The 19,534-nt window shown below is 55.4% G+C and carries 11 protein-coding genes; 4 read left to right on the top strand and 7 right to left on the bottom strand.

Features of this window, described 5'->3' with window-relative positions; genetic code table 11:
- The first annotated feature begins 42 nt into the window (after positions 1-42).
- Positions 43-894, top strand: a complete 852-nt coding sequence (locus BUB22_RS01010) for a TIGR02147 family protein (protein WP_073113530.1) — start codon at positions 43-45, stop codon at positions 892-894.
- Here BUB22_RS01010 and BUB22_RS01015 read toward each other — a convergent pair.
- Together BUB22_RS01015 and BUB22_RS01020 are read right to left on the bottom strand one after the other, a co-directional pair.
- Positions 891-2,057, bottom strand: coding sequence for a hypothetical protein (locus BUB22_RS01015; RefSeq protein WP_073113531.1), 1,167 nt, complete (start codon positions 2,055-2,057; stop codon positions 891-893). The genes BUB22_RS01010 and BUB22_RS01015 overlap by 4 nt on opposite strands.
- Entirely contained in the window at positions 2,054-2,902 is an 849-nt protein-coding gene (locus BUB22_RS01020; protein ID WP_072809215.1) for a TIGR02147 family protein, read from the bottom strand. Before BUB22_RS01020 ends, BUB22_RS01015 begins: the two co-directional genes overlap by 4 nt.
- A 169-nt stretch (positions 2,903-3,071) precedes the next feature.
- On the opposite strand from BUB22_RS01020, the gene BUB22_RS01025 reads away from it, so the two are divergent.
- On the top strand, positions 3,072-4,748 hold the full coding sequence (locus BUB22_RS01025; RefSeq protein WP_073113532.1) for a glycosyl hydrolase: 1,677 nt from the start codon (positions 3,072-3,074) through the stop codon (positions 4,746-4,748).
- A gap of 34 nt (positions 4,749-4,782) precedes the next feature.
- Entirely contained in the window at positions 4,783-6,144 is a 1,362-nt protein-coding gene (locus BUB22_RS01030) for an SGNH/GDSL hydrolase family protein (RefSeq protein ID WP_139258647.1), read from the top strand.
- 53 nt (positions 6,145-6,197) lie between these two features.
- On the opposite strand, the gene BUB22_RS01035 is transcribed toward BUB22_RS01030, so the two are convergent.
- Positions 6,198-8,354 carry a M6 family metalloprotease domain-containing protein gene (locus tag BUB22_RS01035; protein ID WP_073113533.1) on the bottom strand — a complete coding sequence of 719 codons (2,157 nt, stop codon included), beginning with the start codon at positions 8,352-8,354 and terminating at the stop codon, positions 6,198-6,200.
- 134 nt (positions 8,355-8,488) lie between these two features.
- A complete protein-coding gene (locus BUB22_RS01040; RefSeq protein WP_073113534.1) occupies positions 8,489-10,621 on the bottom strand; it encodes a glycoside hydrolase family 9 protein in 2,133 nt (710 codons plus the stop codon).
- Positions 10,622-11,107: 486 nt separating this feature from the next.
- On the opposite strand from BUB22_RS01040, the gene BUB22_RS01045 reads away from it, so the two are divergent.
- Positions 11,108-12,049 (top strand): aldolase catalytic domain-containing protein, encoded by a 942-nt coding sequence (locus BUB22_RS01045; RefSeq protein WP_073113535.1) that lies wholly within the window; start codon positions 11,108-11,110, stop codon positions 12,047-12,049.
- 165 nt (positions 12,050-12,214) lie between these two features.
- Here the strand turns inward: BUB22_RS01045 and BUB22_RS01050 are convergent, their stop codons facing one another.
- The 3 genes from BUB22_RS01050 to BUB22_RS01060 all read right to left on the bottom strand — a co-directional run bounded on the left by BUB22_RS01050 (position 12,215) and on the right by BUB22_RS01060 (position 19,386).
- On the bottom strand, positions 12,215-14,332 hold the full coding sequence (locus tag BUB22_RS01050; protein ID WP_073113536.1) for a carbohydrate-binding protein: 2,118 nt from the start codon (positions 14,330-14,332) through the stop codon (positions 12,215-12,217).
- A 231-nt stretch (positions 14,333-14,563) separates the two neighbouring features.
- Positions 14,564-16,792: a carbohydrate-binding protein gene (locus BUB22_RS01055; protein ID WP_254794581.1), complete on the bottom strand. Its 2,229-nt coding sequence runs from the start codon at positions 16,790-16,792 to the stop codon at positions 14,564-14,566.
- A gap of 368 nt (positions 16,793-17,160) precedes the next feature.
- A complete protein-coding gene (locus tag BUB22_RS01060) occupies positions 17,161-19,386 on the bottom strand; it encodes a carbohydrate-binding protein (RefSeq protein ID WP_073113538.1) in 2,226 nt (741 codons plus the stop codon).
- Positions 19,387-19,534 lie beyond the last annotated feature (148 nt).

Below are 19,534 nucleotides of genomic sequence, written 5' to 3' on the forward strand. Positions count from 1 at the left end.
CCCGGAGCACCCCCTTCCACGCATTTTTCTTACATTTAGGGCATGGGCGAAAAGAAACCGTCAAAGAAAATCTTCGAATACCTGGACTACCGGGAATTTCTGAAAGATTACTACAATGCCAAGAAGGAGGCGAACCCCGCCTTCTCGCTCCGCGTGTTTTCTGACAAGATCGGTTTCAAGGCCAAGGACTTTATAAGCCGCGTGATGAACGGCGACAAGAACCTTTCGAGCCAGAGCATCCCCAAGGTCGCAAGCGGGCTCAGGCTCGGCAAGCACGAGACGGAATTCTTCATAGCGCTCGTCAAGTTCAACCAGGCAGAAACTACCGAAGAACGCAACGGCGCATTCGAAGAAATGCAGGCCGTACTCAAGGTGGTGCGATTCGCCGAAAAGCAGCACCTGCTGGGGCACGCGCAGTACATGGTTTATAGCCACTGGAGGCACCTTACCATAAGGAGCCTCATCGGCATGTACGGCTTTGACGGAGATTACGAGGCACTCGCCAGGCGCGTACACCCGCGCATCACCGCCGAAGAGGCGAAGGCTTCCGTCAAGTTGCTCGAAGACTGCATGCTCATCAAGAAGGGCAAGAACGGCAAGTACGTACTGACGGAGAACGCGATTACCACGGGCGACCGCACGTCAAAGCTCGCTCTCCGCGGGTTCCACCAGGATTGCCTGAAGCTCGCCGCCGATTCCATCGACCGCGACCCGCCGGGCACACGCCATATTTCAGGGCTCACCCTCGGGATAAGCCAGGAAGGCTACGAGCGCATCGTGGAACGCATCAATGCATTCCGCAAGGAGATTGCGCTTATTGCCGAAGAGGACGAGAACAGCGACAAGGTTTTCCAGCTGCAGTTCGCGCTGTTCCCTGTCGGCGGCAAAGACTAGGGAGCAGGCACTTCTACAGAATCTATTCCCTCGAACACGATCTCGTCGATTTCGAGGAAACTGCCGCTACTGGCAAAGATGCTCACGAACCCGATTTCGTGGGCGATATTTTTCCATTCCACCTGGTACACGGATGCATTTAGCTTTTCCCTGCCGGGCCTGAACACGAATTCCTTCCAGGCGGTGTCGGCAGTCGCGTGCCAGAGCGATTTCTGGAAGTTATTGTCGCCAAGATCCTTGTAGTGTTCCAGCGCGAAACTGAAATCGCAGTCCCCGCGCACCTTCATGCGGATGGCGGTGAGCGCGCTCAGGTCGTAATAGCCCGTGTCGAGCCCGAGATGCGTGCCGAGAAGCACGTAGCCGGAATCGCCCAGGTCGAACTGCAGGGAAAGATGTTTCCCGCGGGCACCGTCCACGATGGCACCGCCGAACCCGCCTACAGAATCAGGCTTAATCCAGGTTGCCGTACCCGAGGCGATATAGTACCAGCCGTAGTTCTTGTAAGTCTTCGCGAGGTTGTTCAGGCTGTCGCCATCGTCAAAATCCTCGAAGACGAATTCGAGAGTCTTTCCGGGAACGTTCACGAGCGTGTCGGCTTCGGCTCCTGCTTCGAGAGAGAACGTGGCGACAGCGGAATCTCCGGCGACCACGGTGAACATGCCTGCGGGGACGTGAGCGAATACGTAATCGCTTCCGGAGCGCGAGGCCATGTAGGGGGTAGATTCCAGGCGCAGGAATTCAAAGACCTCTTCGTCAGTCGTCGCTCCCGTACGCAGTGTGAGCGATGCCGACGGGGCGAGCTCGATTTGCGTTGCAATTTCGGTCTCGGAAATGGCGGGCTTGAATTCGCTCCAGTTCATGAGTGCGGAATCTGCCCCGGCGATACCTTCGACAAAGCAGTTCCCGCTGGAACATTCTTCTGCGAGCGAATCGAAGTGGGCTAGTCCCGAATCGTTGGCGACGGCACTATTGACTACTGCAAAATCTGCCTTCGAATACAGGGTAACACGCGCCTGAGGAATCGGATCGCGATTTACATCATACACCGCGACGGCAATCCCGTTCGTCGTCTCGCTCGTGGCGCCTGCAGTCTCGGAGCCGCTGTCGGAACAACCGGCAAGCAAGGTCACGCCCAATATTAAACACTCCACAGCCCTTTTCATCGTTCTTCCTTTTTCATCATCGGGAACAACTGGAAATTTAACTGATAAACGCTGTCGCAAATTTGCGAAGGCATCGCATTGACCACATTTACGATGGATTTTCGCGTCTCGGCGAGGATTTCGCGGATTTTTTCAATCTGTTTCGAGTCGAGCGCCATCGTGAGCGTGCTGATATCGCGCTTTTCCTTGGGAGTATCGGCGATGGACTTGCGGGCAAGTTCCGCAATGCTCGCCTGGTAGTCGCTGATGCAGGCGCTCAGCCAGTGTTCCTTCGTCTTGAGGTGGGCCTCGGTAGGCACCACGCGGCCGTCCTTGCGGGTATGCGCGAGCCCGAGCTGCAACAGCGCGTCTACTGCGGCCTGTACCTGCGTGGCGGTGAGTTTCGGGACGCTGCTCTCGCCAAGCTTTGCGGCATCCTGCGGGCCACGGTAGTCGAACACGTCGAGGGCCGAACGTATCATCGGGTAGAACCACTGCTGAAAGTAGCGGTAGCGGGCCTCGTCCAGCTCGCGGCAGGCGGCAGGGCGCATCTTCTGCAGCGTCTCGAAATGCTTGCGCACCTGCTCGTCGGTTTTCGCCTTCCCGTAGGCGACCATCTCGCGGAAATACTCCGCCTTGGCTTCCTTGAAGCGGAAGAACTGCACGAACGTCTCGATGCACTTGGGCGAAACGTGGCGCTTGCCCTGCAAAATCTTTACCAGGAGGCTCGCATCCATGTTGACCGCAGTGGCGAACACGCGGTAGCTGAACGTCGGGTCCAGCGACTTTTCCAGTTCGTAGAACTCCTGCAAAAACTTGCGGTAGTCGGAATAGTCGTATATGTTGATCTTGTTTTTCGAAAACATGGCGGGCCTGCCGGTATAAATATAGTTTCTCGCTATTAAATTTCCAATTTTTTCGGGTCAATTTGTAAATTTTTTCACAACAATGTTGACTTTTTTGTCCACACCCGTGGACATTTTACTGGCGGCAACCCGCAAAACAAGGTATATTCAGTATAACCAAGGAGTTCTAATGAATATCGGCCTTAAATTCGCAATTCTCGGTCTGTGCGTCTCGACGGCGGCATTTGCCACCAAGTACGAGGCGGAATCGGCAACGCTCTCCGGAGGTGCCAAAAATGTCAACGCCTCGGGTGTTTCGGGCACGGGTTACACCGACATGCAGGAAGGCAACATCACCTTCGCGGGAGTCACCGCAGAAAAGGCGGGCAAGTACCAGGTGACCATCCGCTACAAGGCGGGCGATTTCAAGGCGAACTACATCGTGGTCAACGGCGCCACCTCGGGTACCGTCGACTTCGAGGCTACCTCCAACTGGTCCGACGTCTCGACCGTCGTCACGCTCAAGGCGGGCACGAACACCATCTCACTCGAAAAGTACTGGGGCTGGATTAGCGTGGACTATATCGACGTGGAGCCCTACGAATCCTCCCCCTTCAAGATTTCCGCGACCCCGGTCACCCCGAACGCGACCGAAAGCGCCGTGAAGCTCTACAGTTTCTTGCGCGAGAACTTCGGCAAGAAGACGATTAGCGGAATCATGACCGGCGACATGAGCGGCTACACACTGGGCGCCGATTTCAAGACCCACGACGACGTGAAATACATCTACACGCGCACGGGCAAGTACCCGGCACTCGTCGGCCTCGACTTCCTTTTCGCGACAGGCCCGAACGCTTCCGGCAGCTGGAACATGGAATACACCGACAAGGCTATCTCCATTGCAAAGGGCCTCTGGAAGGCTGGCGGCATTCCCGCATTCACCTGGCACTGGAAAGACCCGCTCGACAAGGATGACGCGTTCTATATCCAGGGCGCCGATAACGGCCAGGGATACACGACATTCGATTTTGCGACCGGATTCAAGGCCGGCACTACCGAATGGAACACCGAAAGTGCCGCCTACAAGGGAATCGTCGCCGACATCGACCACATCGCCGACTACTTCCTCGAACTGCAGAAAGAAGGCGTCGCGGGCATTTTCCGCCCCCTGCACGAAGCGGGCGGCAAATGGTTCTGGTGGAGCATCAATTCGGGCGACCAGTTCGCGGCCCTCTACCGCCTTGTCTATGACCGCATGGTAAAGGTCAAGGGCGTGAAGAACATGATCTGGGTGTTCAACCCCGAAGGGAGTACCGTCACCTCCTGGAATCCGGGCAGCGAATACTACGACGTGCTTTCCATCGACATCTACAACAGCGCAAATGACCACTCCAGCAACGCGAGCTCCTTCGACAAGTTCAAAAGCGCATCGAACGGCACGAAGATTCTCGCGCTCAGCGAAAACGGGCCTATCCCCGACGTGAACAACATGCATACCGACGAAGCGGTATGGAGCTGGTGGATGCCGTGGTATAGCACCTGGAGCGGAACCTGGCCCGGCCAGACGAAGGACGCCGTGTGGAAGAGCAACATGGACGACGAGCGAATCCTTTCTCTCGAGGACATGCCCGGCTGGGACAACTACACGGCGGACGTCACCCCCGATACGACAGTAACGCCTCCCGACTCCGGCACGACCCGCATCGCGACAGTTCCGCGCCTGCTCGGCACGGCCACGACCGTCGGCATCTTCGACATGAACGGCCACTACGTGGGACTCACTACGCAGGGGCTTCCGCAGGGCCGCTACGTCATCCGCAAGCAGGTGCAGGGCCACGTCGTGAATACGGTTTACCTCAAGAAATAACTGGACAAAAAAAATGGATATGTGTATGGGATGCATGAACAAAAAAGTCGTTGTCGCCTCCACTGTGTTTTTCTGGGTTGGTTTGGCAAACGCCATAGTCCCGAACAAGCTGGTTTCTGGCGGTTTGCCGGCACATACGGGGGCGGCAACGACCGATTACTTGACAGACGGTTACCTCACGAACTGGAAGAGCAGCAGCGCCAAGGAAATCGCGCTGAACGTGGGCGAAGGCCCCACAAAACTGCGAATCAACTGGGAATCCTACGGCGATTGCGCCTGGGCGACCGACTTCACGAGCGGCTGCGGACATAGCGGAGTCGCCCTTTCGAACTTCAAGATCCTGACATCGGCAAATTCCACCGACGGCAACGACGGCGACTGGGAAGTGGCTGCCACTATCGAGAACAACCCCGTAATGGCACGCGGTGTCGAAATCGAGTTTGCAGGCAAGTCCTGGTTCAAGTTCGCAAGCGAAGGCGACGTGGGCCAGATTCTCGAAATCGAGGCATTCGACATGAGCGCGGACGGTACCGACACGTGGTTCTTCATGGGCACGAGCATCAGCCAGATGGGAATCAAGCAGCAGGATACCGATTCTACGACGGCGCAAATCATTCACGCGAAGTTCCCGGAATACACGCCCGCCATGCTCCGCGGGGGCATCGGCTGCATCAACAGTTCCGAGGTCGTCGAGCACTTGGGCGAATACCTGGAGTACGCAGGCAACGTGAAGTTCTGGGCCATCGAGATGGGCACGAACGATGCCTGGGGCGGCGGCGACTGGAACCTCGCCACATACAAGAAGAACATGCAGACGATTATCGATTCGGCGAAGGCGCACGGAATCACCCCGATTATCGCCCGCATCATCGCGACAGATTCTTCCAAGGCGGGCTGGCAGGTGAACCCCGCATTCCTCGAGGCCGTCGACAACCTGACCGAAGAAAACAACCTCCCGAAGGGTCCCGACTTTTTCGCCTACTTCAAGGAGCATCCGGAACAGCTCGCGAGCGACGGCGTTCACCCGAACGGCGACAAGAAAGGCGGGCAGGCGATGCACCACCTGTGGGCCGAAGCGCTCGCCCCGCTGTACGCCGCGGGCGATACCACCTGCAAGGATTGCGCAACACCTCCCGACAGCACGGAACCGCAAGGCATCGCACAAGGAATTAGATTCTCGGCACCCCGCATCTACGCGCAAGGCCGGAGCATCGTTATCGAGGGGCTAGGCGATGCACCCGCAAGCATCATCCTGGTTTCTGCGACGGGCAAGACAGTCGCGCAGAGGAATTCCACAACGGGGAGCGAGCGGTTCGAAAGACTCCCGATGGGGCAATACATTGCCATTATCCGGAGCAAGAACGCAGTCCAGACAAGCAGAGTACAGGTAAAGTAAGTAAATTCCTAAACCAAACAAAGAGGCATCCCGAACGGGGTGCCTCTTTCCTGTTACAGGCGCTTGACTGCAAGAATGCGGTTCCCGGCAGTCAGCCGCACCACGTGCGCCCCGCGGGCAAAGTCACCCAGCTGCAGCACAGTGGAATTACCCGCAAAGCGGCCCGCATAAAGCTGATGCCCCTGCACGTCGAACACGCGGATTTCCTTCCCGCCTTCAAAACCAGCAACTATATGGAGCGTACGGCCTTCCAGCGTCATGTGCACCTGCGGGGCAAATGCACCCGCTACGACGCCCGTAATTTCTTCAGACGAACTCACGCCGAGCACGATGGCGGAACTGCTCGAAGATTCGCTGGAACTGGACTCGACAATTTCGCTGGAACTGGAAGAACTTTCGGCCAACGACGAACTCGAGGGCCAGCCTTCCACGCCGTCCCACTTCACCTTGAAGGTGACTGCAGAATCTGTCTCGGTAATGTCGTAGATGCGCAAGCCAAGATTTTCACGCGCAAGCGTCACGAACTCGTCAAATTCCGTGACACGCTTTATTCCCGGGAACGGATCACCCTTCAAGTATTCATCTTCAAGCGTAGGAGCACGATATGAATACCAGCCATTTCTTACCGTTTGCAGGCTATCATTCTTGTCGGCGCGAATCAGGTTCATGCGATAAGAGCCTCTCACGTTCACCGTGTTGTTGTCCCAGGCGTTGGTGTTGTAGCTCACGCGCCAGACAAGCAGGCCGCTGCTCGGGAGCGGCGTTATCTCATCATATTTTGCGCGATAGTCAAGAAAAAAGTATTCGTTCTTGTTCGTAGAGGGGATAAGAATGGCATCGTTCCGGTCTATCCCGTACAAAGTAATCTCGCCGTTCTGCTTTTCGAGCACGCGCGGGGTAAGCCACCCGAGCGAATAGCGTTCAAAGGCGGTGAGCCTCGGGGGAGCGGTCCCCGCAAGAAGGTCATTTTCGGCATAGCTATTGTATTCGCCCATGTCCATCAGCGACCATATAAACGGCGTCGACTGGTCATTCATGTCTTCCGTGTTGTAGAAGTCGGGCAAGCCGAGCACATGGCCATACTCATGGACAAACGTGCCTATTCCCGCAAGGATCTTGGTAGACTGGCCATACTGCGAGTAAGCATTCCCGCTTATCTCGTTGGAACACGCATAATGGGAAACATAATAGCAGTTCCTGCTCCACCCACTACAATTTCCCGCAACAGCAATCGGATTTACGTAGGCCGCCTGCGGCCAGATAGCGTCCTCTACACCCGTATCGGCCTCACCGATACCCGCATAGATCATGTATACGAAATCCACCTTTTGGTCGCCATCATTGTCGTACAGGGTAAAATCGACATCCCCGCGCTGCTTGATGAGCTTAATGGCCTCGGTAAATGCGGAATCCGGATAATCGTAGTAGTTGGCACCATCGTAGGTAATCTGGAGTGTACCATAATAGGCACGGCTATTCGAAAGCGTTACCGGAGCAGCCACGTCGAACGTGGGCTTGAACGCGCCCATGGAATTTGCGACATAGTAATCACGCACGCTCCAATGCATTCCATTTTCGTGATAGCCCTCCTCGTTCATGTAGCGGCTGAAGTCGGCCTGCGGGTCACTAGACTTGAACTTCACGTCACTAAACTGCACAAGGATTATGAGCCCGCGAATTTCGCCAGCGGTCATGCTCTGCGTAAACTTCGGGCGCGTCGCTATCTGCACCACATCGCCTGTCGGGGTCGCTACGGCGGCACGGAGGGGGGCCGCCCGAAAGGGAACGGAATTTAGGGAAGACGTATCGGCCTCGCCTTCCTGAGGGGCGTCGATCCTGTGTGGCGGGCGCCTCCTTTCATGGTTCTTCTTCTTTTCCAGGAATTCCTTGAGGATTTTTTTCGAATCGCGCTTCTCGTTGAACTTGCGTTCCTTGTCGCCACGCTTGTCGCGATGATGGAAACGCATTCCCGTAGGCTTGCCCTGTTCGTCGGCATAGTTCCAGTACCCGAGAGAGTCACGTACGACAAGTTCGCTATCTTCCGAAACGGTATAATGGAAATGCTCGTTACCCACCATGCGGATATGAACTACCGAGCCATCGGGCTGTTTCGACTCAATGATTCCCGGATAAGCGGGCACAGCAAGCGCAGCGCCACAGAAAGAAAGCGCAAGAACCGCAAAAACGGGGAAAGACTTAAAAAAGTTCATAAGGCACCCAATACACTTATATGACATAATATATGTCAGAACGTAGCCAAAAGTACCATGAAAACTTTTTTTTCTGTGTAAAAAAAGAGAACGGAGGCGAAATCGCCCCCGTTTCGTGCAAAAAAGCCCCGTTTTTAGCGGACAAGCACCTTCCTTGCGCCGAAGCCGTCAACCTTCACCAGGTAAGCGCCGCTCTTCACGGATTCAAGGCCCAGCGTCGCGCGGCCCGCATTCAATGTACCCGAGGCGACCTTCGCGCCATCGAGCCCGAGCACCGTCACCGTAACGCCGTCCTTTGCGCCGGCGGCACTTACCGCAAGCACACGGCCCTGCAGGCGCACATCCATAGCACGCGTAGCGACCGTAGCTTTCCCCGGAATGGCTACCGGCGGCTCAATCGACTCCGGCTTTTCGTCGTAACGGGTGGCAAGTGCCATCAGGAACCACGTGGTATGCGGAATCCACTGTTCATCCCAGCGCCACACCTGCCACGATTCCTTCATCGAATCAAATCCCACCGCGGCGACACCGTCATCGGTCCAGGCGATTCCGGAACCATCCTTGTTCTTGCCGGTAATGCCGTTCGCGATACCGCCCTTGAGCGTCGCGTCGTATTCAGACTGGCCGTCATATTTCTGGGGAACCTTCTTGCCAAAACCATACATCATGCACGTGGCGTACGGGTTCTTGCCCAGAATCCAGTCGAGCTGGTCGGTCGAATACTTTTCCATCGCCTCGGCGTCGTTCAATTTCATCGAATGGAACGTATATGCAGTTGCAGCCGCAAGGCTTGCCAGGCGGGCATCTTCGCCCTGCCACCAGTAGTTACTCTCGTTGTCGTGCGGGATAAAGAAGCCGTCCTTGATAGCGCCCTGCGTCTTGTATGTCTGGCGGGCATAGCCAAACGGGTTATCTACCTTGTTCGTAATACTGATAAGCCAGTCGTAATGTGTCTTGATGGCCTCCAAGGCCGCGACCGCATGGGGATTGTCGCAACTAACCCCAATCATGTCCACGCAGTACCAATCAATAAGTCCTCCTTGCATCGTCACAGTAATCTTACTTTCGATTTCGGCATAGCGGACAAGCGCCACCAGCGGGAGACCCGCATCGCTTGCATGCCAGAACGGACGAGTCTTGGCATCGTCGCTCCAGAAGTACCCATCATCGCTCAGGCGTCCAATAAGGTTTGTCGCACGGGCGCGTGCATCCTTCAGGTAATCCACCTTCTCCGTCGCCACATAGAGTTCCGTTGCCGCAAGGAGTGCAGTGTAATCGTCAATAATGTTTTCCTTGTGGTCATCGCAGTACTCACAGGACTTGCCGATTCCCTGCTTTTCGGACAAATGAGCGTAAGCCTTTTCGGCCGCGGCCAGGTACTGTTCGCTAGTGTAGTCGCCCTTCACGCCTAGCTTCGACACGCGAGCAAGGCCCGCAATCGCCATACCGCCGCCTTCGCGGAAAGCAGTCTGGTAGTCTGCACTCTTGATGCCGTCGGAGCCCGAGAATGCACAAAGTTCACGCTTGCCTGTCGGGGAACCCCAGTTGTCGAACACGGTCATGTAGAAGAAGCCCTGTTCATCAAGCATACGCACCAGGAAATCCGCACCGTAGGCAGCCTCATCCTCGGTCTTCGCCTTGGTGCTCGTCTGGCCCAGCAACGTCGGGATTCGTTCCGCCGCAAAGGCGAGTGCCCACACCGTAAGCGGAATCTGCTGCGGGTTCAGGTAGTTTGCGTATGAAAGGTGAGAGAAGTACTTGCTCACGTCACCGCTCGCATCGTACCAACCACCATGCACGTCGCGGGTCTTACCGCCACCGTTATACACGGCAAGCTTGGAATCCCAACCCACAATGGTCGAGTTTACCGCACGGTCATCATAGAAGTAGTCGAGCACAGCACCGAGCGTCAGTTTTGCAAGGGCTTTGTCTTCCACCTTGAATTCGCCAGAAGTTGCGGGCTGGCCGTTTTCGGTTACCTGCAGAGTGTAGGTACCAGCCGCGACACCCTTATCGAGATTCGCCACATAGAACTTGCCATTGTTCGTCCAGTTGTCCGGATTCGTGCCCGCAGAAAGCGTTCCCGTCTGGACGGCATTCCCGCCGGACATCAGCCTGAATTCGGCACCATCAAGCTGGGCATTGCTCTTGACGATGATGCTGATGGGCATGCCCGCATCGTAGCCGACCTGGTTGTAGTAGAAATTCGCAGCGAACGCCGAGGAGGCAACCGCCATGGAAAGGGGGATAAACTTCGATCTCTTCATGATATGGAATATAAGTTTTCAAGGTGGATTCTCCAAACGATAAATCGGAGAGGGCGATTAAAATCACAGGAGCAGGAGGCGGATGAAATTCGGGGGATGGGGTCTCCCGGTTTTGCGCACTTTTTTTATTAACGCAGATAATGCGTAGATTACAAACCAAGAATATTTTCTGGGTAAGGGTGTACCCCCGAGCAACCCTGACAATCCTCCCTTTCGGTGCCTCAGCAACCTTTATCTTTATCCAGACGCAAGTAAATGCCCGTAAATCAACATGTGATTTTTGGGCAAAATTCGGCATTTAGTTCACATTTAACGCTATATTTGCGTAAAATAAACCAGTTTTTAAAACAAGCTATCTTTTTCCCTTGACCATCGCTCTCGCAGAACCTATCTTTGCCTGCGAACCAATCAACCTTAACCAACGACGATTGCGTCAGCCGCCAGAATAACTTCTTTCGTCTTTCGCCTTTCGTCATTCGCCTAAATATGTACTACGAAAGCATCAAAGTTCTCGACTGCACCATCCGCGACGGCGGCCTCGTCAACAAGCACGACTTCTCCCTGGAATTCGTCCGCCGCCTCTACACCCTCCTTTCCGCAGCCGGCATCGACTACATGGAAATGGGCTACAAGAACTCCCCCGAACTTTTCGACCCCAAGGAATACGGCCCGTGGAAGTTCTGCGACGACGACCTGCTCTGGAAGGTGAAGGACGGCATCGAATCCAAGATGAAGATGGCCGTGATGGCCGACGTGGGCCGCGTGAACATGGACGCCGTGAAGCCCGCCAGCGAAAGCCCGTACCAGATGTTCCGCGTGGCCAGCTACGTGAAGAACATCGACAAGGGCATCAGCATGGTGAACGCCTTCCATGACATGGGCTACGAGACGACGCTTAACATCATGGCCGTGAGCCGCGACCGCGGTCCGGAACTTGACGAAGCGCTCCACCAGGTGAACGAAGAATGCAAGGCCGACATCCTGTACCTCGTCGACAGCTTCGGCGCCTTCTACCAGGAAGACATCGACAAGGAAATCACGCGCTACAGGAGCATCGTGAAGAACAAGAAGTTCGGCTTCCACGGGCACAACAACCAGCAGCTGGCTTTCTCCAACACGATCCAGGCCATCATCGACCACGTGGACTACCTCGACGGTTCCGTCTCGGGCATGGGCCGCGGCGCAGGCAACTGCACCACAGAACTCCTGCTCGGCTTCCTCAAGAATCCGAAGTACGACCTGCGCCCGGTGCTCGACGCCTACCAGGAACTGTTCTTGCCGCTCAAGGAAAAGTATGAATGGGGCTACATCATCCCGCAGATGATTACGGGCATGCTCAACCGCCACCCGCAGGATGCCATCGCTATCCGCAAGACCGAAGACAAGGACAACTACACCAAGTTCTACAACCACATGATGAACGACTAGGAGGCGAATCCTGCACGAAAGTGCTCGCACTTTCGTATAGGTGAGCCGACGAGTTGTGGACTTGCGAAGCAAGTCCCACGACTAGGCTCTATCCATTAGAAAAAGGGCCTCGGCGATTGCCGAGGTCCTTTTGTTTTCAACCAACCCAGTGTTCACTGAGATACTTTACTGAGTCACGCGGATGCGGAGAGCACCGGCAGCGGACTTCGCGATGAACATGCCTCCACGCTTGGCGAGGTCCGCAGCGCCCGCACGCAGTTCCTGCATTCCGGCAGCACGCACCGTTCCGAGGTAGCTACCGCCCATGTCGAAGATGCGGTATTCCATGGATTCGTTCGACATCTGGAACTTCGCATTCACAAACGTCGTGCTGGTATCGCCACCAATCGGTTCGGGGTCTGTAGCGTCCTTGCCCTTCACGAAGGTGAAGTAGTCCACGTCCATCCAGTCACCGACCACCGTAAAGCGGAGGATATGTTCACCCGCAGGGAGCGTCACGTTCTTCTGCACCTTGTTGTAGTCGTCGTAGTTCTCTTCGCCATCGTTCTTCGGGACAGAGATATCGCCCGTGAGTTCATTGCCATCGAGAGTCATGTTGAAACCGGAGGTCGCATTGGCAGAGGCAACCGCAGCAAAGAAGGTGTAGTCACCCGCTTCCTTCACGTTCACCGTGTATTCGAGCCATTCGCCAGCCTGGTTGTAACCCACGATGTAGCCGGTCGCCTTCTTGTAGATATCGACACCCGTGCCTTCGCGGTAGTTGGTCTCGCCGTGGTCTTCGGAGTCATTTTCGTTGTAGGTCTTGTTTTCCTTGCCGGTCCCCGGGATGTCGAAGTTTTCGGCCTCAATCTTGCCCGGCAAATCAATCGCCTTGCCGCCAAACGGTTCACGAGGTACGGGGTCAGCAGGAGTGCCCACGCCCACGAGCGTCACGATGCAGTCCTTGAATTCCGAGCTACCCGCATCCATGGTGATAGTCACGGAGCCGTTCTTCACTTCAACTTCGCCTTCATACTTTGCATTCTTTGCCTGGCTCGTCGTGTACACGTGGAAGGATTCCACATCGGCACCCTTCACGTTAACCGTCACGGTCTTGGAATTCTTGTAATCGCGGTTCACGAGCACCACGATGACGGAGTCGCCTTCGGAACTCTTGTAGGCACTGGCAAACAGGTTCGATTCGGGCTTGTCAGTCGCACCCACGCGGATTGCACCCGGACGGATAAAGCGGGCGAACTGGCTCATCACGTAGCCGCGCTTCGAGACCTTGCCGATTTCGTTGCTCGGAATCTGGAGTTTGTTGCCGAAGTCCTTCTCCATGATGAGGCCGTAGCAACGGCGGATATACCACCAGGTGTACTGATTGAAGTTGCCCACGACCATCGCGCGATGGATTTCGTAAGCCACGTCCATGGCGTTCACGGTATCGCGCTTGTTCTGGTTTGCCTGGTCACCCGTATTCGTGATTGTGCGCCAGTAGTTACCGCTACCCTGGCTTTCGGTGTAGTGTTCTGTCATCCAGCGTTCCACGCCTTTCTGGTCAGCCAAAGAATACTGGAAGAAATTGTCCCCGGTGTTTCTGTCGCTTGCATAGAAGTGCGCTCCGAGAATATCCCAGTTCTTGAGGGCGTTGGCGTCGTTCAGCACCTTGTTGTAGAGGTTCTTGTCGTAGCGGAAGGATTCTGTCGAAATCACCTTGGCACCGTTCTTGCGCATCTTGTCGGCATAGCCCTTGGTGAAGTTGTAGATTTCGTCGGCGCTCCAGCAGGCCCACTCACCGCACCAGTCCGGTTCGTTACTGATGGAGATGGCGTACAGGGGAACACCCTGGTTCTTCATGTAATCGTTAAAGTTGTTCAGGTGATCTACGTACTTCTGGTAGTTCGAAGAAGACATGTGCTGGTTTGCACCCGCATAAGGAGAAGTCCACGGCGTTGCATACAAGATAAAGTCATCGCCGGCATACTTCTTGGCGTACTTGGCAGCCTGAACTTCCTTGTTGAAGTCGCTGGAGTTCGCATACACAGGAATACGCAGCGTATTGAGGCCAATCTGGCCATCGCCCGTACCGAATGCGAGCTTGGCATCGGCCTCGGAAAGTCCGCCACCGCCCTGCCACTGGTTATGCACCATGCCGCCAAAGCCACGAATGACCTGGTGTTCTTCGGTCACATCGACATTGACCGTCGATGCGAATGCGGTCGAAACCAACGCACCGCAACCCAGCGCGAGCGCAGTCTTCCACGCCCCCTTAACAACGCTGTTTTGATTCAAACTTTTCATAACATCCCTTTGCCAAACAGAAACCCGCAGGATTGCGGTCCCATAACCTAAAATTAGATGAAAAAGCTCAAAAAAACGCACATCGCGCCATTTTTTCCATTGACGTTTTGGCAATAGAATCTCACAAAAAAACACAAGAAAAGAGCTCCGGAGCGGGGCTCCGGGGCACTTCATGACGCTCTTGAGAAGCATCAATCTGGATGTGTGGTGTTTAGGGACTCTTTTATGGTATTACTTTGCCGTATTCACCATGAATTTCTTGTTGCCGGTCAGGGAACGGAGCATGTACACGCCCTGGTTGAAGCCTGCCGCACGGAGGGCCTCGCCAGCAGTCGCACCGTCCAGACGGATCTTACCGACCATAGCGCCCTTCAGATCAAACACGCGGTAGGTTTCGTACGGTACGGCCTTGAACGCAACACAAGTCTCGATGGCATCCGTGCTAATCGGTTCCGTATCTTCAGCATCCTTGCCTTCGAGGATATTGAAGTAGTCGATATCGAACCAGGAACCGACAACCGTGAGCCTCAGGACATGTTCGCCCGCGGGGAGCTTGATGTTCGCCTTGACCTTGTTGTAATCGTCGTAGTTTTCTTCGCCTTCGGTGGCCGCGGGCACGGTGATTTCTTCGGTAATGTCCGTCCCGTCGAGAGAGAACTTGAAGCTCGAGGTGCTACCGGCAGCGGCAACTGCGGCATAGAGCGTGTAGTCGCCTTCCTTCGCCACATTGATGGTGTATTCAAGCCATTCGCCTTCGGTATTGTAGCCCACGATGACACCCGTCGCCTTCTTGTAGAGGTCAACACCGGTGCCTTCGCGGAGGTCGCTATCGCCGTGGTTCTCGGAATCGGATTCGTTGTAGGAATCAATGTCGCCACCGCGACCCGTACCCGGTTCATCGAAGTTTTCGGCCTCGATCTTGCCCGGTACCGCCCAGGCCTTGCCACCGAACGGCTTCTGCGGTTCCGGCGGAGTCGTGCCGCTGCCTTCGAAGCCCCATGCCTTGATAGCCATGGTAGAATCCCTGCTGCCCTTGAATACGAGGAACACCTGTTCCACGATTCCCTTGAGGCCAGTGACTTCGCAGGAATTCTCGGCAAAGGTATTCTTGTTACCGGTATTCTTGAGCGTGCAGGTTCCGGCGAGCGTACCCGTCGCAGAACCCGTATGGATTTCAACCTTGTCGCCATCAGCCGTGCTTGCGGCCTGCACCACGAAACCGGTCGCGGCAGTACCGAAGTCAACGCCACTCACGCGAATCCAGGATTCCTTCGTGGAAAGCGGGAGCAACAGGTGTTCGGCAACCTTGCCCGGAGTCCAGTTGGAACGGCTGCGAATGCCCTTTTGCTTGGAACTCGTGAGTGCCGGGTACCAATCGTACGGGTCAAAGTTCTCGATCTGTTTCGGGCCTTCCTTCGTGAAGGTCAGTTCCTTCATGGTGCCGTCGTTGTTGTAGAAGAACTCATCCACGCTCACGCTACGGTGGAATGCGGGTACCGGATTCGCCTGGCCGTCATCGGCAGGAATCTTTTCCAGACCATCGTAACCGTTCGCAATGCGGCGGTCATGGTAGGCGACGTACCAGTGGCCCTTGAATTCGGCAATGCCATGGTGGTTGTTGTTGTTCGCGTTGATGTTCTGCCCGTTGATGTTCGGGTTACCCATGAATATTCCCTTGTATTCATAGGGACCCATCGGGTTCTTGGACATGCCGTAGGCAATACGCAGGTCTGCCGTACTGTAAGACAGGTAATAGTTGCCCTTGTACTTATGGATGTAAGAAGCTTCCATCGCCTTCGGGCCACCAATCTTCAGGTGAGTCTTGGAGCTCACATCGAAGCCCTTCATGTCCTTGTTGAGCTTGTAGATGTTGAAAATGTCGTTGTTGTTGTTATTTGCCGGGCGGCTATCGCTGCTGCCGCCACCAAACGTGAAGTAGCCCGTACCGTCGTCATCGAAGAAGATTGCCGGGTCAAAGCACCAGCCGATGCCGTCGCAGTCCGAAATACCGCCACCCCAGTTGTTGATGAGCTTCTTGTTGCCCGAAACAGGGTTCGTCCAGGGGCCGGCAATGCTGTCGGCGCCGATGAGGCCAATGCCGCCACCACCGCCATCGGGGAACACGATGTAAAGCCTGTGATCGTTGGGGTTCACTGCAATGCCGGATGCCCAGATATCGCCGATACCGTCAACCTTGCGGGCATCGTAGATAATGCCGAAGTCGGTCCAGTTCTTCATGTCCTTGGTGCGGAAACCGTAGAGGGCCTTGATGTTGTAGCCGTTGGCATTGGCTGCCGCCGGGTCGTCAGAGTCGGTAATGACGTAGAAGTAGGTGTCATCGGCAGCGGCACCCGGGTCGGCGAGGTAATGGTAGCTGGAAATCGGGTTGTCCGCGAGAGCGGATGCAGCCAGGCCGCATACGGCAGCGAGGCCAAATTTTCCCATAAAAGACTTCTTCATTTTACACATCCCTATGTTAAAACGGCAAAATTGCCCTTTCTTGACTATAATCTACCTCCGAAAACGGCATTTTTACCCCCCACGAGCAGACTTCTCATTGACTATTTATCAATAACAACTAGGGAGGGTTTCGCACGCCTCACCCTCCCTAAGACCCTCCCGACGCGCACATAATCGCCTAGAACAGGGTAATTGCCTTAGGGAGGCGGCGATTAAGTGCACGGGCACCTGCGGTGCTTGCGACTAGGGCGGGCGCGAAAAACGCAAAAAAAGCACTCCGGGACACGCCTGGGGTGCTTTTTATGACGCCGTAAAGGCGCCGGTCTGGATGTGTGGTGTTTAGGGACTCTTTTAGGCCTTTTTCGGGCTTATTCCGCCACCCTGGCCATAAACTTCTTTTCGCCGCGCAGGGAGCGGAGCATGTACATGCCCTTGCTGAACCCGGCCGCACGGAGCGCATCGCCCACATGTGCACCATCGAGATTCACCGTACCCACCTGTTTGCCCTTCAGGTCGAACACGCGGTAGGTGTAAGACCCGAACGAGTTGAACTGAGCGACGGTCTTGATCGCGGTAGTACCTTCGAGCGGGTCGGAATCTTCGGCATCCTTGCCCGCGACGAAGTTGATGTAGTCGATATCCATCCAGTCGCCCGTAACGGTAAACCGGAGGATGTGTTCGCCCGCGGGGAGCTTCACGTTGGCAGAAACCTTGTTGTAGTCATCGTAGTTCTCTTCGCCGGAACTTGCCTGCGGGACGGCAATCGCATCGGTAATGTTCTCGCCATCGATAGAGAGCTGGAATCCGGAAGTGTTATTGGCAGAAGCGACCGCAGCAAACATGGTGTAATCACCCGCTTCCTTCACGTTCACGGTGTATTCGAGCCATTCGCCCGCCTGGTTGTAACCCACTATTACGCCGGTAGCCTTCTTGTACAGGTCGACACCGGTACCTTCACGCAAGTCGCTATCACCGTGGTTCTCGGCATCGTTCTCGTTGTAGGAATCGACTCCCGCACCGCGGCCCGTACCCGGTTCATCAAAGTTTTCCATCTCGATCTTGCCGGGGATAGCCCAGGCCTTGCCACCGAACGGCTTCTGCGGTTCCGGAGGCGTGGTGCCACTGCCCTCGAAGCCCCATGCCTTCACGTACATGGTAGAATCCTGGTTACCCTTGAACACGAGGAACAGCTGGTTCACGATGCCCTTGAGGCCATCGACTTCGCACTTGTTTTCGGCATAGGTATTCTTGTTGCCGGTATTCTTGAGCGTGCAGGTACCTGCGAGCGTACCCGTCGCAGAACCCGTGCGGATTTCAATCTTGTTGCCGTCAGCAGCACTCGAAGCCTCGACCGTAAAGCCCGTTGCCGCGGTACCGAAGTCCACGCCACTTACGCGGATCCAGGATTCCTTGCTGGAAAGCGGAATCAGCACGTGTTCGGCCTTCTTGCCCTGCACAAAGTTGGAACGGCTGCGGATGCCCTTCTGCTTGGAACTCGTGAGCGCCGGATACCAGTCGTACGGGTCGAAGTTCTCGATCTGCTTCGGGCCTTCGTCCGTCACCGTGACCGTCTTGATAGTACCATCGGCGTTGTAGAACATTTCATCGACAGAAACGCTGCGGTGGTAACCTTCGTTCGGCTTCGGCTGACCGTCATCGGCCGGAATAATTTCAAGTCCGTTATGGCCCTTGGCAATACGGCGGTCATGATAGACAACGTAAGAATGGCCCTTGAATTCGGCAATACCGTGGTGGTTGTTGTTGCCGTTGATGCTGCGGCCGTTCATACTCGGGTCGCCGAGAATGGTTCCCTTCCAGGTGTACGGTCCCATGACGTTATTCGACATACCGTAGTCGATGGTAGGCGCACCCTGCTGCCAGCCGGTACTGTAAGAGAAGTAGTAATTGCCCTTGTGCTTGTGGATGTAGGACGCTTCGAGCATCTTACGGGTCGGGAGGTTGTTTACCTTCACGTGGCTGCCGTTACCCACCGGAGCATCCTTCGCATCGTTCAGCTTGACAATATCAAAGTTGTCGGTATTCGGGCGGCTGTTGCTTTCGCCACCGCCCCATGTGACGTAGGTCGTACCGTCGTCATCGATAAAGATACCCGGGTCAAAGCACCACGAGACACCGTCACAGCCGATGATGCCACGGCCACCGACAAGTTTATCCTTGCCCTGGCCCACGGCATTTGTCCACGGGCCGTCGATTGCAGGCGCCTTGATGTAGCCGATACCGCCGCCACCGCCATCGGGGAACACGATGTAGAACGTGCCATTGTGCACGGCGATGCCGGAAGCCCAAATGTCGTTAATGCCGTTCACCTTGCGGGCATCGTAAATAATGCCGTAGTCAGTCCAGTTCTGCATATCCTTGCTGCGGAATGCATAGAGGGCGTAAATCTTGTAACCATTGGAATTGTACGGAGCCGGGTCATCGGAGTCCGTGATGATGTAGAAGTATTCATCGTCGGCAGCGGCACCGGGGTCGGCCAGATAATGGTAGGTAGAAATCGGGTTATCGGCAAGTGCAGAACCAAAGAGACCGCACGCAAGAGCCAAACCAAGCTTTCCCTTGGAAATCTTCTTCATATTAACATCCCATATTCAACCGCGACACCGCAGTCTAACCATTATAAAATTTACCATCCCCACGTGCATTTTTAACAACCTTTCTAACAAAAACCATTGACGTTTTGTCCATAGGCGACTAGGGAGGGCGTCCATGGGACTGGCCCTC

It is taken from the genome of Fibrobacter sp. UWCM (genome assembly GCF_900129735.1).
Taxonomy (GTDB): domain Bacteria; phylum Fibrobacterota; class Fibrobacteria; order Fibrobacterales; family Fibrobacteraceae; genus Fibrobacter.

Bases quoted from the DNA above. Each gene is read 5' to 3' on its own strand.
- BUB22_RS01010 (WP_073113530.1), top strand. From the start codon at position 43: ATGGGCGAAAAGAAACCGTCAAAGAAAATCTTCGAATACCTGGACTAC.
- BUB22_RS01015 (WP_073113531.1), bottom strand. From the start codon at position 2,057: ATGAAAAGGGCTGTGGAGTGTTTAATATTGGGCGTGACCTTGCTTGCC.
- BUB22_RS01020 (WP_072809215.1), bottom strand. From the start codon at position 2,902: ATGTTTTCGAAAAACAAGATCAACATATACGACTATTCCGACTACCGC.
- BUB22_RS01025 (WP_073113532.1), top strand. From the start codon at position 3,072: ATGAATATCGGCCTTAAATTCGCAATTCTCGGTCTGTGCGTCTCGACG.
- BUB22_RS01030 (WP_139258647.1), top strand. From the start codon at position 4,783: ATGAACAAAAAAGTCGTTGTCGCCTCCACTGTGTTTTTCTGGGTTGGT.
- BUB22_RS01035 (WP_073113533.1), bottom strand. From the start codon at position 8,354: ATGAACTTTTTTAAGTCTTTCCCCGTTTTTGCGGTTCTTGCGCTTTCT.
- BUB22_RS01040 (WP_073113534.1), bottom strand. From the start codon at position 10,621: ATGAAGAGATCGAAGTTTATCCCCCTTTCCATGGCGGTTGCCTCCTCG.
- BUB22_RS01045 (WP_073113535.1), top strand. From the start codon at position 11,108: ATGTACTACGAAAGCATCAAAGTTCTCGACTGCACCATCCGCGACGGC.
- BUB22_RS01050 (WP_073113536.1), bottom strand. From the start codon at position 14,332: ATGAAAAGTTTGAATCAAAACAGCGTTGTTAAGGGGGCGTGGAAGACT.
- BUB22_RS01055 (WP_254794581.1), bottom strand. From the start codon at position 16,792: ATGAAGAAGTCTTTTATGGGAAAATTTGGCCTCGCTGCCGTATGCGGC.
- BUB22_RS01060 (WP_073113538.1), bottom strand. From the start codon at position 19,386: ATGAAGAAGATTTCCAAGGGAAAGCTTGGTTTGGCTCTTGCGTGCGGT.